At 73.4% G+C, this 12,918-nt stretch carries 13 protein-coding genes; 2 read left to right on the top strand and 11 right to left on the bottom strand.

Annotated features, from left to right (window positions below):
- Nucleotides 1-85 precede the first annotated feature (85 nt).
- The 3 genes from BLU82_RS08230 to rimP form a co-directional block, all read right to left on the bottom strand.
- Entirely contained in the window at nt 86-394 is a 309-nt protein-coding gene (locus tag BLU82_RS08230) for a YlxR family protein (protein ID WP_092618310.1), read from the bottom strand.
- Between the two features lie 63 nt (nt 395-457).
- Nucleotides 458-1,459 carry a transcription termination factor NusA gene (gene nusA / locus BLU82_RS08225; RefSeq protein WP_092618307.1) on the bottom strand — a complete coding sequence of 334 codons (1,002 nt, stop codon included), beginning with the start codon at nt 1,457-1,459 and terminating at the stop codon, nt 458-460.
- Nucleotides 1,460-1,463: 4 nt separating this feature from the next.
- The gene (gene rimP / locus BLU82_RS08220; protein ID WP_092618304.1) at nt 1,464-1,958 is read right to left on the bottom strand and encodes a ribosome maturation factor RimP; all 495 of its coding nucleotides are present in this window, start codon (nt 1,956-1,958) and stop codon (nt 1,464-1,466) included.
- A 134-nt stretch (nt 1,959-2,092) separates the two neighbouring features.
- Between rimP and BLU82_RS08215 the strand changes: the two genes are divergently transcribed.
- On the top strand, nt 2,093-2,596 hold the full coding sequence (locus BLU82_RS08215) for a hypothetical protein (RefSeq protein ID WP_157740710.1): 504 nt from the start codon (nt 2,093-2,095) through the stop codon (nt 2,594-2,596).
- Nucleotides 2,593-3,048 carry a ferritin-like domain-containing protein gene (locus BLU82_RS08210; RefSeq protein WP_092618298.1) on the top strand — a complete coding sequence of 152 codons (456 nt, stop codon included), beginning with the start codon at nt 2,593-2,595 and terminating at the stop codon, nt 3,046-3,048. The genes BLU82_RS08215 and BLU82_RS08210 overlap by 4 nt, the downstream gene beginning before the upstream one ends.
- On the opposite strand, the gene BLU82_RS08205 is transcribed toward BLU82_RS08210, so the two are convergent.
- From BLU82_RS08205 to ispG, 8 genes are all read right to left on the bottom strand, one after another.
- Nucleotides 3,045-3,932, bottom strand: a complete 888-nt coding sequence (locus BLU82_RS08205; RefSeq protein ID WP_092618295.1) for an alpha/beta fold hydrolase — start codon at nt 3,930-3,932, stop codon at nt 3,045-3,047. The genes BLU82_RS08210 and BLU82_RS08205 overlap by 4 nt on opposite strands.
- Before the next feature lie 35 nt (nt 3,933-3,967).
- Nucleotides 3,968-5,380, bottom strand: coding sequence for a Si-specific NAD(P)(+) transhydrogenase (sthA, locus tag BLU82_RS08200; RefSeq protein ID WP_092618292.1), 1,413 nt, complete (start codon nt 5,378-5,380; stop codon nt 3,968-3,970).
- Nucleotides 5,381-5,410: 30 nt separating this feature from the next.
- Nucleotides 5,411-6,322, bottom strand: a complete 912-nt coding sequence (locus tag BLU82_RS08195; protein ID WP_197682807.1) for a DMT family transporter — start codon at nt 6,320-6,322, stop codon at nt 5,411-5,413.
- A 686-nt stretch (nt 6,323-7,008) separates the two neighbouring features.
- Nucleotides 7,009-7,833, bottom strand: coding sequence for an AraC family transcriptional regulator (locus BLU82_RS08190; RefSeq protein ID WP_092618286.1), 825 nt, complete (start codon nt 7,831-7,833; stop codon nt 7,009-7,011).
- A gap of 4 nt (nt 7,834-7,837) precedes the next feature.
- Nucleotides 7,838-9,598, bottom strand: a complete 1,761-nt coding sequence (locus tag BLU82_RS08185) for a proline--tRNA ligase (protein ID WP_092618283.1) — start codon at nt 9,596-9,598, stop codon at nt 7,838-7,840.
- Between the two features lie 58 nt (nt 9,599-9,656).
- Nucleotides 9,657-10,862 carry a CapA family protein gene (locus tag BLU82_RS08180; protein WP_092618280.1) on the bottom strand — a complete coding sequence of 402 codons (1,206 nt, stop codon included), beginning with the start codon at nt 10,860-10,862 and terminating at the stop codon, nt 9,657-9,659.
- 21 nt (nt 10,863-10,883) lie between these two features.
- Nucleotides 10,884-11,729: a GNAT family N-acetyltransferase gene (locus BLU82_RS08175; RefSeq protein ID WP_092618277.1), complete on the bottom strand. Its 846-nt coding sequence runs from the start codon at nt 11,727-11,729 to the stop codon at nt 10,884-10,886.
- A 30-nt stretch (nt 11,730-11,759) separates the two neighbouring features.
- The gene (gene ispG, locus BLU82_RS08170) at nt 11,760-12,911 is read right to left on the bottom strand and encodes a flavodoxin-dependent (E)-4-hydroxy-3-methylbut-2-enyl-diphosphate synthase (protein ID WP_092618274.1); all 1,152 of its coding nucleotides are present in this window, start codon (nt 12,909-12,911) and stop codon (nt 11,760-11,762) included.
- Nucleotides 12,912-12,918 lie beyond the last annotated feature (7 nt).

Raw genomic sequence — 12,918 nt, 5'->3', positions numbered from 1 at the left:
TCCTTCTCGGCCCGGGCGTGTCGGCTCGGACCGGCTAGGTGGTGCGCGTGCTCATCGCTGCGTGCTCATCGAGCGCTCGTGAGCGTCACGTCGTGTCTCCTTCATCCATTCCGGCCGGCCGTTGCGGCCGATCGGGTCGATCCTCGTGCTCGGCGAGCCACCGACGCAGCCCAGTATCGTCGAGCGGACCCTCGGCGCGTAATGCGCGCGAGAACGCCCGACGTCGCTCGGCTTGGTCGAGGCAGCCCTGACGCGGGTGCAGGTACGCACCGCGGCCCGGGAGCCGGCCGTCGAGGTCGGGAACCAGCGCCCTTTCGGCGCCGGCACCGCCCGCGACGACGCGGAGCAGTTCGGACTTCACCGCACGAGACCGGCATCCTACGCAGGTGCGCACAGGTGACCGGCCGGGCGCGCGGTCATTCACTCGAACAGTTTAGCGTCTCTCGGGCCTGAACGGTCACGCGGGCGTGTCGGCGCCGCGATCGGCGGTCTCGGGCTCGGTGTCGGGGCGGATATCGATGCGCCATCCGGTCAGCCGAGCGGCCAGCCGCGCGTTCTGTCCTTCCCGGCCGATGGCCAGCGAGAGCTGGAAGTCGGGGACGGTGACGCGGGCCGACCGCGCGGCCGCGTCGACGATGTCGACCCGCTGGACCCGGGCCGGCGACAGCGCGTTGGCGACCAGCTCGGCGGGGTCCTCGGACCAGTCGACGATGTCGATCTTCTCGCCGTGCAACTCGGTCATGACCGCACGCACCCGCGACCCCATGGGCCCGATGCAGGCGCCCTTGGCGTTGACCCCGGGCACTGTGGAGTAGACGGCGATCTTGCTGCGGTGGCCGGCCTCGCGGGCGATGCCGGCGATCTGCACCGTGCCGTCGGCGATCTCGGGGACCTCGAGCGTGAACAGCTTCTTCACCAGGTTCGGGTGGGTGCGCGACACGGTGATGATGGGGCCGTGCTGGCCCTTGCGCACCTGCACGACGTAGCAGCGGATGCGGCTGCCGTGCTCGTAGCGCTCGCCCGGCACCTGCTCGGCAGGCGGCAGCACCGCCTCGACCTTGCCGAGGTTGACCATGACGGTGCGGGGGTCGCGGCCCTGCTGGATGGTGCCGGAGACGATCTCGCCCTCGCGGTCGAGGAAGTCGCCGAAGGTGTTCTCGTCCTCGGCGTCGCGCAGCCGCTGCAGGATCTCCTGCTTCGCGGTGGTGGCGGCGATGCGGCCGAAGCCGTCGGGGGTGTCGTCCCACTCGCGCGTGACGGCGCCGTCGTCGTCGACCTCCTGGGCCCAGACGGTGACGTGGCCGGTCTTGCGGTCGAGCTCGACGCGGGCGCGCGGCTGATGGGTCTCGGAGCGCTGGTAGGCGAGCAGCAGAGCGCGCTCCGTCGCCTCGACGACCAGGTCGAAGGAGATGTCCTTCTCTCGCTCCAGTGCTCGCAGGAGCGAAAGGTCGATGTCCACGCTCTCAGTCCTCTTCCTCGAAATCGTCGAGATCGGTGTCGTCGGTCTTGCGGAACTCGACCTGCACCTTGGCCTTGCGGACGTCGGTGTAGGCCAGCTCGCGGGTGGCGCCGTCGACGTCGAGCACGGCGGAGGTGTCGCCGGCCGACACGACGCGCCCGGTGACGTCGCCGCCGTCGTGCAGGACGGCGCGCACCAGCCGGCCGGTGGCGCGCGACCAGTGCCGCGGCAGGGTCAGTGGCCGGGAGACGCCCGGCGAGCTGACCTCGAGGGTGTACGGGCGGTCGCCCATGACGTTGCTGTCGTCGAGCGCCTTGGAGATGTGCCGGGACACCTCGGCGCAGCGGTCGAGGTCGACCCCGCCGTCGGCGTCGACCATGATGCGCAGCCGGCTGCGGCGGCCCGCCTGGGACAGGTCCAGCTGTTCGAGGTCGAGCCCCTCCGACACCACGACGGGCTCGATGACCTGCTGCAGAAGGTCATGAGAAGCCGATGTCATCGGATGCCCCTTCCTCGATGTCGAGTTGTCTCGCGCGCTGACCGCCTTCTTGACGTCCTGCCGTCAAGAGTAGCCAAGACTACAGCGCGGACCGGCGATCCACGGGCACGTTCGCACCGGTTACGGTGTGCTCCGTGAAGCAGAGGGTGGACGAGGGCCGGCGGCGGCTGCTCGCGCTGGTCGCCGGGGCTCCGGTGCTCGGCGTGGCGCTGGCCGCGTGCGGCGCCGAACCGCGTCCGAAGTCCGCTCCCGGGCCCCGCGCGCCGCTCGACGCCGACGTGAAGCTGCGGTGGCAGGCGGTGCACGGCGAGCAGGCACTGCTGGCGCTGCACGCGGCCACCGTCGCGGCGCATCCGGACCTCGCCGGGCGGCTGCAGCCGCTGACCGCGCACCACGACGAGCACCTGGCCGCGTTGCGGGCCGACGGGCCGCTGCCGTACGGCGCGGGCGCCGCCGCTCCGGCCGCCCCGTCCATCGCCGCCGACGCCGGCGCCGCGCTGGCCGCCGTCGCCGACGCCGAGCGGGCCGCCGCCGACGCGTGCGTCCTGGCCGCGCTGGGCGCCGCCGGGCCGCGGCTGGCCGCCGTGCTGGCGTCCATCGCCGCGTCCGAGGCCGGCCACGGGGCGGTGCTGGCGTGACGACGACCCCTTCCCCGTCCGCCGAGCCCTCGGGCGGCCCCGAGGTCGAGGCCGCCCAGGCGGCGCTGGCCGGCGAGCACGCCTGCGTCTACGGCTACGGCGTGCTCGGCGCGCACCTGCCCGACGACGCGCCCGCCGCACGGGCCGCGCTGGCGACGCACCGGGCCCGCCGCGACCAGCTGACCGCGCTCATCGCGGCCGCCGGGGCCGAGCCGGTGGCGGCCGAGCCCGGCTACGCGCTGCCCTCCCCCGTCACCGACGAGGCGTCCGCGCTGGCCCTGGGCGTGCTGCTGGAAGAGCGGCTCGGCGCGCTGTACGCCGACCTCGCCGGCGCCGCCTCCACGCCCGAGCTGCGCGAGCTCGCCGTCCGCGGCGTCGTCGCCGTCACCGTCCAGGCGCTGGCATGGGGCGGCGCGCCCACCGCGTTCCCCGGCCTGGACGGCCGCGTCTAACGAGCCGCGTCGAGCACGTTGCCGGTGAAGGTGACGAGCTGCTCGGCGACCTCGGCGGCGTGCGTCTCGAGGAACAGGTGCCCACCGTCGTAGAGGTGCGCCTCGAGCGTCTCCATCTCCTGGTGGTAGGCCAGCACCTCGGCGATGTCGAAGTACACGTCGTGACGACCCCACAGCACCAGGCACGGCGGCTGGTGCTCGCGGTGGTAGGCCGCGATCTCGGGGAACCGGGCCACGTGGTGCTGGTAGTCGACGAACAGCTGGAAGTGCGCCTCGACGTTGCCGGGCCGCGTCAGCCGCTCCCAGTCGAGGTGCCACGTCTCGCGCGGCTGCAGCGCCTGCAGTTCCGGCGAGAGGCCGCTGAGGTACTGGTCGCGGGTGCCCTCGAAGGTGAGCCAGTCGGGCAGCTTCGCCCGGTTCTCGGGGGTCGGCTCGGCCCAGTACTCGCGCGCGGTGTCCCAGATGTCGCCCAGGCCGGCCTCGTGCGTGTTGCCGTTCTGCACGACCAGGCCCAGGATCCGGTCCGGGTGCCGCAGCGCCATCAGATAGCCGACCGGTGTGCTGTAGTCCGTCACGTAGAGGATGTAGCGGCGCACGCCCAGGTCGTCGACCAGCGCCTCGATCGCCTCCGACAGGCGCTCGTAGGTGTACTCGTACTCGTCCGGCGGCGGCGCGTCGGAGAAGCCGAACCCGGGCATATCCGGCGCCACGACGTAGACGTGCTCGCCGAGCACCGGGAGCACCGCGCGGAACGAGTGCGACGAGGCGGGGAAGCCGTGCAGGAGCAGCACCGCCGTCGACGACGGGACGCCCGCCTCGCGGTAGTGCAGCCGCAGCCCGCCGACGTCGCGGAACAGGTGTCTGGTCTTGGCCGCGTATCTCATGGGCGTAACCGTACCCAGGCATTCACTGGTTATTCTCAGAGATCGAAGCGGTCCAGCGCGCGCAGCTTGTTGGTGACGTCGAGCGCGGCGACCTTGTACGCCTCGGACAGCGTCGGGTAGTTGAACACGGTGTCGACGAGGTAGTCGACGGTGCCGCCGCAGCCCATGACCGCCTGGCCGATGTGCACGAGGTCGGCGGCGCCGGTGCCGAACACGTGCACGCCGAGGATCTGCCGCGTCGCCGGGCTGACCAGCAGTTTCAGCATGCCGTAGGAGTCGCCGACGATCTGCCCGCGGGCCAGCTCGCGGTAGCGGGAGATGCCCACCTCGTACGGGACGGCGTCCTGCGTCAGCTCGACCTCGGTGCGGCCGCAGTAGGAGATCTCCGGGATCGTGTAGATGCCGATGGGCTGGATCTCGCGCAGTTCGTTGGCCGGCTCGCCGAACGCGTGCAGCGACGCCAGCCGCCCCTGGTCCATCGACGTGGCGGCCAGCGCCGGGAAGCCGATGACGTCGCCGACGGCGAAGATGTGCGGCACCGTCGTCCGGTACTGGGCGTCGACGGTGATGCGGCCGCGGGGGTCGGCCTCGAGGCCCGCGTTCTCGAGCCCCAGCTCGGCCGTCAGGCCCTGCCGTCCGGCGGAGTACATGACGGTCTCGGCGGGGACGCGCTTGCCGCTGGCCAGCGTCGTGACCGTGCCGTGCGTGCCGATCTCGACCTTCTCGACCTCTTCGCCGAACCGGAACGTCACCGAGAGGTCGCGCAGATGGAACTTGAGCGACTCGACCACCTCGGGGTCGCAGAACTCCAGCATCTGCGCCCGCTTCTCGACGACGGTGACGCGGGTGCCGAGCGCGGCGAACATCGACGCGTACTCGATGCCGATGACGCCCGCGCCGACCACGACCATGGAGTCGGGGATGCGCTCGAGCGTCAGGATGCCGTCGGAGTCGACCACCCGGCCCTCGTCGAACTCGACGTGGGCCGGGCGGGCCGGCGTCGTCCCAGTGGCGACGACGACGTTCGCGGCGGTGATCTGCCGGTGCTCCCCCGGCCCGTCGACGGCGACGGTGTGCGGGTCGACGAAGCGGGCCGTGCCGACCACGAGATCGACGTGGTTACGGAACAGCTGCGCCCGCACCACCTCGATCTCGCGGCCGACGACGTGCTGGGTGCGGGCCAGCAGGTCCTGCACGGTGATCTCGTGCTTCACCCGGTAGGACTGGCCGTACAGCTCACGCATGGACAGGCCGGTGAGGTAGAGCACGGCCTCGCGCAGCGTCTTGGACGGGATGGTCCCGGTGTTGACGCACACGCCGCCGATCATGTTCCGGCGCTCGACGACGCAGGCCCGTCTGCCGAGCTTGGCGGCGCCGATGGCGGCCTTCTGTCCGCCCGGGCCGGAGCCGATGACGAGGAGGTCGTAGTCGTATCCGGTGTCGTCCATGCCTCTGCTCCCGGGTCGGCTGCCTCCACGCTAGCGGCGGCGGCCCGTCGCCGTCATCAACACCGCCGTCCCGATCAGCACGGCGCCGGTCAGCCCGGCCGCCCCGAGCCGCTCGTCCAGCACGACGGCGCCCAGCGCGGCCGCCGTCAGCGGCTCGAGCAGCGAGAACAGCGCCGCCGAGCCGGTCGCGACGGTGCGCAGGCCGGTGAAGTACAGCCCGTAGGCCAGCGCCGTCGGGGCCAGCCCCAGGTACACCAGCAGGCCGAGCGTCGCGACGTCCAGGTCCATCGTCAGGCCGCCGCCCGCCGCCGCCAGCGGGAGCAGCAGCAGCCCGCCCGCGGAGAACGACAGCCCCGCCGTCGGCAGCGCCCCGAGGTCGTCGACCGGGCGGGCGCCGAGCATCGTGATGGCGGCGAACCCGGACGCCGAAGCCAGCGCGCACGCCGTCCCGGCCAGCACCGCCGCCGGGTCGCCGGCCGCCGGGGTGCCGACCAGCAGCGCCAGCCCGGCGAGCGCCGTCGCGATGGCCGCCGCGATGCGGCCGTCCGGCCGCCGCCGCCCGACCACGCTCTCGGCCGCGACGACGAGGATGGGCGACGCGCCCAAGGTCACCAGGGTGGCCAGGCTGACGGAGGTCAGCTGGACGGCCGCGAAGTAGCAGCTCTGGTACAGCGCGGCCAGCGCGCCGAGCAGCACCAGCCGGCGCACGCCCCGGGCGGACGTCCGCAGCCGGTGCAGGCGGCCGCTGGCCAGCAGCCACAGCACGACCAGCCCGCCGCCCACCAGCAACCGGAACGCGGCGACGGCGAGCACGCCGAGGCCGGTGCGGTCGATGAGCAGCGCGCCGGTCAGGCCGCCGGTGCCCCAGAGGACCCCGGCGCCCATGACCGAGAGCAGGTCGGCGCGCGCTGAGGTCGGGTTGAGAGTACGGGTGTGTTCCACGAATCAGCTCCTGCGACGAGAGGGAAGACGGCGCGCGGGAGCGGGACACGCAGGAATGCGCGAAGAAGCCGGCCGCCCGTCAGAGGGGCAGCCGGCGCGCTGGAACGCGCCCCGCTAGAGAGCGGGGGGCGGGGTGATCGGGTGCGTCCGATGCATGACCGGGATCATACGGGACGTCCAGGCGTGCGGCGATACGCGCCGGCCCGGCGTGGACAGCCCGCCGCATGCGCCGGCTGCCCACTGCGGGGCGGATGGGCGTGCGCCGGGCCTCGGGGCCGGCGCCGGCTGCCCACTGCGGGGCGGATGCGCGTGCGCCGGGCCTCGGGGCCGGCGCCGGTTTGCCGCGGCGCGCGTCGTGGTAGGTCGACCCCTCCCGGCCCGGGTGGGGCCCACCCTACGGGCGGGCACCGACAACGTTCGCCGCGCCGCCGCCGACCCCGCACAGCCCGGCACCGAGCCCCCTCCGGGCCGGTTGCGCGTGCGCCGGACCCCAGAGGCCGGCGCCGGATTGCCGCGGCGCGCGTCGTGGTAGGCAGACCCCGCCCGGCCCGGGTGGGGCCCACCCTACGGGCGGGCACCGACAACGTTCGCCGCGCCGCCGCCGACCCCGCACAGCGCCGGCCCATGTGCGGCAGCCGACAAGACCCACCCGGCCGCCCTCGATCGGCCTTCCTCGCCGCAACCCCCTACGGGACCGGGACCGCCGCGCCACGCCGCTCGGCCGCCAGCTGCGACGGGGTGCAGCCGGCCAGCGCGTGGAACTCGCGGACGAGGTGACTGTGGTCGGCGTACCCGGTGTCGGCGGCGAGATCACTGAGCGAGAGCGCCGCAGCAGCACCCGCCGCAGCAGCGCCCGCCGCGTCCAGCCGTCGCACCGCACGCGAGAACCGCAGCACCCGCGCCGCCTCCTTGGGGCCGAGCCCGGCCTGCCGCCGGAACCGCGCGGCCAGGTGCCGCCGGCTCCACCCGACCTCCGCGGCCAGCGTGGCGATGCGCACCCGCCCGTCCGCGTCCGCGAGCCGCTCCCACACCCACCCCACCTCGGCATCCACCTCGCGCGCGACCGCCGACCGGCGCAGCAGGAACGCATCGGCCAGCGCGAACCGGGCGGGCCAGTCAGGCGCCGCCGCCAGCCGCTCGACGAACGCGTCGCCGGGGCGGCCGAACACGTCGCCGAGGCGCACCGCGCCGTCACGCAGGTCGGAGCCGGCCAGGCCGAGCAGGCGGTGCGCGCCCAGCGGCGTGAGGTCGATCTGCAGCCCGCACTGGGCGCCGACGAACTCGGTGACGGCGTAGGTGTCGTGGAAGCCGGCGACGAACGAGGTCAGGTCGCCGCTGACGCCCGGCGACCGCACCGACAGCAGGTCGCCGAAGCTGATGATGACCGGGACCCGCGGGCCGGGCAGCTCGCGCCGCCGCACGACCGTGGCCGAGTGCTCGACGTACCCGCGGTACCCGAGGACGTCCCCGGCCAGCGCCGCGTGCGCCGCGCCGGCCGGGTAGAGGTCCATGCCCCTATTCTGCGACGATCTCCCGCAGCCGGTCGACGGCCGCGGCGAGGGGGACGTCCTGGCGCTCGCCGGTGGCGCGGTCCTTGACCTCGACGACGCCGTCGGCCAGGCCGCGGCCCACCACGACGATCGTCGGCACGCCGATCAGCTCGGAGTCCTTGAACTTCACGCCCGGGCTCACCCCGCGCCGGTCGTCGTAGAGCACCCGCACGCCCGCCGCGTCCAGGTCAGCGGCCAGCGACGACGCCGCCGAGAAGACCGCGTCGTCCTTGCCCGTCGCGATCAGGTGGACGTCGGCCGGCGCCACCTCGCGCGGCCAGATGATGCCGGCGTCGTCGTGCGAGTTCTCGACGATGGCGGCGACCGCACGCGACACGCCCACGCCGTAGGAGCCCATGGTGACCGTGACGAGCTTGCCGTTCTCGTCGAGCACCTGCAGGCCGAGCGCCTCGGAGTACTTGCGGCCGAGCTGGAAGATGTGCCCCATCTCGATGCCGCGGGCGGTCTCGAGCGGGCCGGAGCCGTCGGGCGCGGGGTCGCCGGCGCGCACCTCGGCCGCCTCGATGGTGCCGTCGGGGGTGAAGTCGCGCCCGGCGACGAGGTCGATGACGTGCTGGCCCGGCGTGTCGGCGCCGGTGACCCAGCGGGTGCCCTCGACGACGCGGGGGTCGACGAGGTAGCGGATGCCGGAGGCGTTCTTCTCCCCCAGCACGCCCGGCCCGATGTACCCGCGCGCCAGCGCCGGGTGCGCGGCGAAGTCGGCCTCGGTGAACGGCTCGAGCTCGGCCGGCTCGAGCTGCGCCTGCAGCCGCTTCTCGTCGACCTCGCGGTCGCCGGGGACACCGACGGCGAGCGGCTCGCGGGTGCCGTCGGGGTGGTGCACCACGACCAGCACGTTCTTCAGCGTGTCGGACGCCTGCCAGGGCCGGTCGGCGCGCGGGAACCGCTCGTTCAGGTGTGCGACCAGCGTCTCGATGGTGGGGGTGTCGGGGGTGTCCTCGGCGTGTGCCGCGGGCACGTCGTCGTAGGGCAGCGGGTCGGGCACGGGCGTGGTGACGGCCTCGACGTTGGCCGCGTAGCCGCCGGCCGAGCGGACGTAGGTGTCCTCGCCGTTCTCGGCCGTGGCCAGGAACTCCTCGCTGGCCGAGCCGCCCATGGCGCCGGACGTCGCCTTGACGATGACGTAGTCGAGGCCGAGGCGGTCGAAGATCTTGATGTAGGCGGCCCGGTGCGCCAGGTAGGACGTCATGAACGCCTCGTCGGAGACGTCGAACGTGTAGGAGTCCTTCATGACGAACTCACGGCCGCGCAGGATGCCCGCGCGCGGCCGCGCCTCGTCGCGGTACTTGGTCTGGATCTGGTACAGCGCCAGCGGGAGGTCCTTGTACGACGAGTACAGGTCCTTCACCAGCAGCGTGAACATCTCTTCGTGCGTGGGACCGAGCAGGTAGTCGCCGCCCTTGCGGTCCTTCACCCGGAAGAGGTTGTCGCCGTACTCCTCCCACCGGTTCGTCGCCTCGTACGGCTCGCGCGGCAGCAGCGCGGGGAAGTGCACCTCCTGCGCGCCGATGGCGTTCATCTCCTCGCGCACGATGCCCTCGATGTTGCGCAGCACCATGTACCCCAGCGGCAGCCACGAGTAGATGCCCGGCGCGGCGCGGCGGACGTAGCCCGCGCGGACCAGCAGCTTGTGGCTCGGCACCTCGGCGTCGGCCGGATCGTCGCGCAGGGTTCGCAGGAACAACGTCGACATGCGCAGGATCACGGGACTCTCCAGGCTTCCACTGACGGGTCGGGCAACGAAGGACGAGGATACCGGCCGGTCACGACGGATTCAGCAGGGTGAGCCCGGCGGCCGCTCCGCCCTTGCTCAGCACGATCTCGGTGGTCCGGTCGCGCGCCTGCCGCAGCCGGGCCGCCGACGCGGTGCCGGTGTCGCCGCTGGCCAGCGCCGCGGGCACGTCGAGCACCTCGACCGGCGGCTGGTAGGTCTGGTAGAGGGGCAGGTATTCGGCCCCCGTGACGGTGAACGTCCCCGCGCCGCCCGCGGACTCGGTGAACGTGAACCGGGTCAGCAACCCCTCCGCCTTCGGCCCCTCGGGCTCGGCGTGGTTGGCCATCAGGTTGCCCATGCCGTAGACGACCCACTCGCCGCCGACGTTCTCGATCGGCTGCACGACGTGCGCGTGGTGGCCGAGCAGGAGGTCGATGTCGGGCGACGCGATCAGCTGCGGCGCCAGCTCGCTCTGCAGGGCGTTCGGCTCGTGGACGTACTCGTCGCCCCAGTGCAGCGCGGTGACGACGACGTCGGCGCCCTCGGCCCGCGCGGTGGCGGCGTCGGCGAGGATGCGGCCGGGCTCGATCTCGTTGCCGCGCCACGTCTCGCCGTCCGGCGCCGGGATGCCGTTGAAGCCGAACGTGTACGAGAGCAGCGCGACGTCGACGGGGTCGCCGGCGGTGGCGACCTCGACGTGCGTGATGGTCTGCGACTCCTCCGGCGTGCGGGCCGACCCGGCGTGCGCCAGCCCGGCAGCGTCGAGCGCGTCGAGGGTGCGGTCGACCCCGCCCGCGCCCTGGTCGTAGGTGTGGTTCGACGCGGTGGTGCAGGCGTCGTAGCCGGTCTCGGCCAGCGCCGTGACGATCTGCGGCGGGCCGGAGAAGGTCGGGTAGCCCTCGTACGGACCGCCGGCCGGCGCCAGCGGCGTCTCCAGGTGGCAGACGGCGAGGCCGGCGCCCTGGACGATCGGCGCGATGTTCGCCAGCTGCGGCGCGAAGTCCATCTCCTCGCCCGGCCCGGCGTCGTTGCGCGCCTGGGTCCACAGCCGCTCGTGCAGCAGCACGTCACCGGTCGCGACCAGCGTGAACGTCCTCGGATCGGGCGTCGGGGTGGGGCTCGGCCGCTCCGACGGCGACGTCGTGGTGTCGGCCGGGGTACTGGGCGGGGCCGCGCCGGGATCGCCGTCACCCCCGCATCCGGCGACGACGAGCAGGCCGGCGGCAGCGGCGATGGCGGCGAGGCGGCGGTTCATCGCGGTCCAGTGTGCCCGCGGTCAGAACATGATGGTGGCGAAACGACCGACCTCGGTGAAGCCGACCCGGCGGTACGCGCCCCGGGCCGCGACGTTGAAGTCGTTGACGTAGAGCGTGACGGCCGGCGCGATCGCGCGCAGCGCGTGCTCGACGACCGCCGCCATGCCGCCGACCGACAACCGCTCGCCCCGCCGGTCCGGACGCACCCAGACGCCCTGCACCTGGCAGGCGTGCGGGGTGACGGCGCCGATCTCGGCCTTGAACACGATCTCGCCGTCCTCGAACCGGGCGAACGCGCGGCCGGCCCGGACCAGCTCGGCGAGCCGCGCCTTGTAGTACGCGCCGCCGTCGGTGCCGGTGGGCGAGACGCCGACCTCCTCGGTGAACATCGCGACCGCCGCGGGCAGCAGCACGTCGACCTCGTCCGGCCGGACGGCGCGCACCAGCGGGTCGGCCGGCACCGCGGGCGCGGTGTCGATGGCCATGACCGGCTGGCAGGAGCGCACCTCGCGGGCCGGCCCCCACTCGGGGCGGATGAGGTCCCACATCGACAGCACGGCGTCGGCCGGCCCGACGATGGACGAGCAGCGGCGGCCGCGGCGGACGGCGAGGTCGGCGAACGTGCGGGCGGCCCGGGCCGACGCGGCCACCGGGACGAGGTTCGCGCCCGAATAGCACAGCGACCGGAGCCGGTTCTCCTCGTAGTAGCCCCACAGCTCGCCGGCCAGCCGCGACGGCGCCAGGCCGGACGCGTGCACGCGGGAGCCGACGAAGACGTCCACGCAGGGGTCGCGGCCGAGCAGCGCGACGGTGTCGTCCAGGTCGGCCTGGCTCAGCGGCCGCACCGCTGCCGACGTACCGAGCACGTCGCCCCCTTCCCCCGGTCGCCGCCTTCGTCAGGCGACGGTGACCACCGGCCCGCCGTCGCCGTCGCCGGCGTCCATCGTCTCGGCGATGCGCAGGGCCTCCTCGATCAGCGTCTCGACGATCTCCGCCTCCGGAACCGTCTTGACGACCTCACCCTTCACGAAGATCTGGCCCTTGCCGTTGCCGGATGCTACGCCGAGGTCGGCCTCGCGCGCCTCCCCCGGCCCGTTCACGACGCAGCCCATCACGGCCACGCGCAGCGGCACCTCCATGCCCTCGAGCCCGGCGGTGACGCGGTCGGCCAGCGTGTAGACGTCGACCTGGGCGCGGCCGCAGGACGGGCAGGACACGATCTCGAGCTTGCGCGGGCGCAGGTTCAGTGATTGCAGGATCTGGTTGCCGACCTTCACCTCCTCGACCGGCGGCGCGGACAGCGACACCCGGATGGTGTCGCCGATGCCCTTGCTCAGCAACGCGCCGAACGCCGTCGCGGACTTGATGGTGCCCTGGAACGCCGGGCCGGCCTCCGTCACCCCGAGGTGCAGCGGCCAGTCGCCGCGCTCGGCCAGCAGCTCGTACGCCCGGACCATGACGACCGGGTCGTTGTGCTTCACCGAGATCTTGAAGTCGTGGAAGTCGTGCTCCTCGAACAGCGACGCCTCCCAGACGGCGGACTCGACCAGCGCCTCGGGGGTGGCCTTGCCGTACTTCTGCAGCAGCCGGGGGTCGAGCGAACCGGCGTTGACGCCGATGCGCAGGGAGATGCCGGCGTCCTTCGCCGCCTTCGCGATCTCGCCGACCTTGTCGTCGAACTTCTTGATGTTGCCCGGGTTGACGCGGACGGCCGCGCAGCCAGCGTCGATGGCGGCGAACACGTACTTCGGCTGGAAGTGGATGTCGGCGATGACCGGGATCTGCGACTTCTTCGCGATGGCCGGCAGCGCGTCGGCGTCGTCGGCGCTGGGCACGGCGACGCGGACGATGTCGCAGCCGGCCGCCGTCAGCTCGGCGATCTGCTGCAGCGTCGCGTTGATGTCGACCGTCGGCGTCGTCGTCATGGACTGGACGCTGACGGGTGCGTCGCCGCCGACCTCGACCTTGCCGACGCGGATCTTGCGCGACGGCCGGCGCGGTGCGAGCACCGGCGGCGGCAGCTGCGGCATCCCCAGGGCGACGTTCATGCGTTTC

Origin of the sequence: Jiangella sp. DSM 45060 (assembly GCF_900105175.1) — a bacterium.
GTDB lineage: Bacteria > Actinomycetota > Actinomycetes > Jiangellales > Jiangellaceae > Jiangella.
This window is presented reverse-complemented; position numbering and strand designations above follow the sequence as displayed.

Excerpts from the sequence above, each read along its gene's own strand:
- BLU82_RS08180 (WP_092618280.1), bottom strand. The coding sequence starts at position 10,862 with ATGAACCGCCGCCTCGCCGCCATCGCCGCTGCCGCCGGCCTGCTCGTC.
- ispG (WP_092618274.1), bottom strand. The coding sequence starts at position 12,911 with ATGAACGTCGCCCTGGGGATGCCGCAGCTGCCGCCGCCGGTGCTCGCA.
- BLU82_RS08190 (WP_092618286.1), bottom strand. The coding sequence starts at position 7,833 with ATGGACCTCTACCCGGCCGGCGCGGCGCACGCGGCGCTGGCCGGGGAC.
- BLU82_RS08205 (WP_092618295.1), bottom strand. The coding sequence starts at position 3,932 with ATGAGATACGCGGCCAAGACCAGACACCTGTTCCGCGACGTCGGCGGG.
- rimP (WP_092618304.1), bottom strand. The coding sequence starts at position 1,958 with ATGACATCGGCTTCTCATGACCTTCTGCAGCAGGTCATCGAGCCCGTC.
- sthA (WP_092618292.1), bottom strand. The coding sequence starts at position 5,380 with ATGGACGACACCGGATACGACTACGACCTCCTCGTCATCGGCTCCGGC.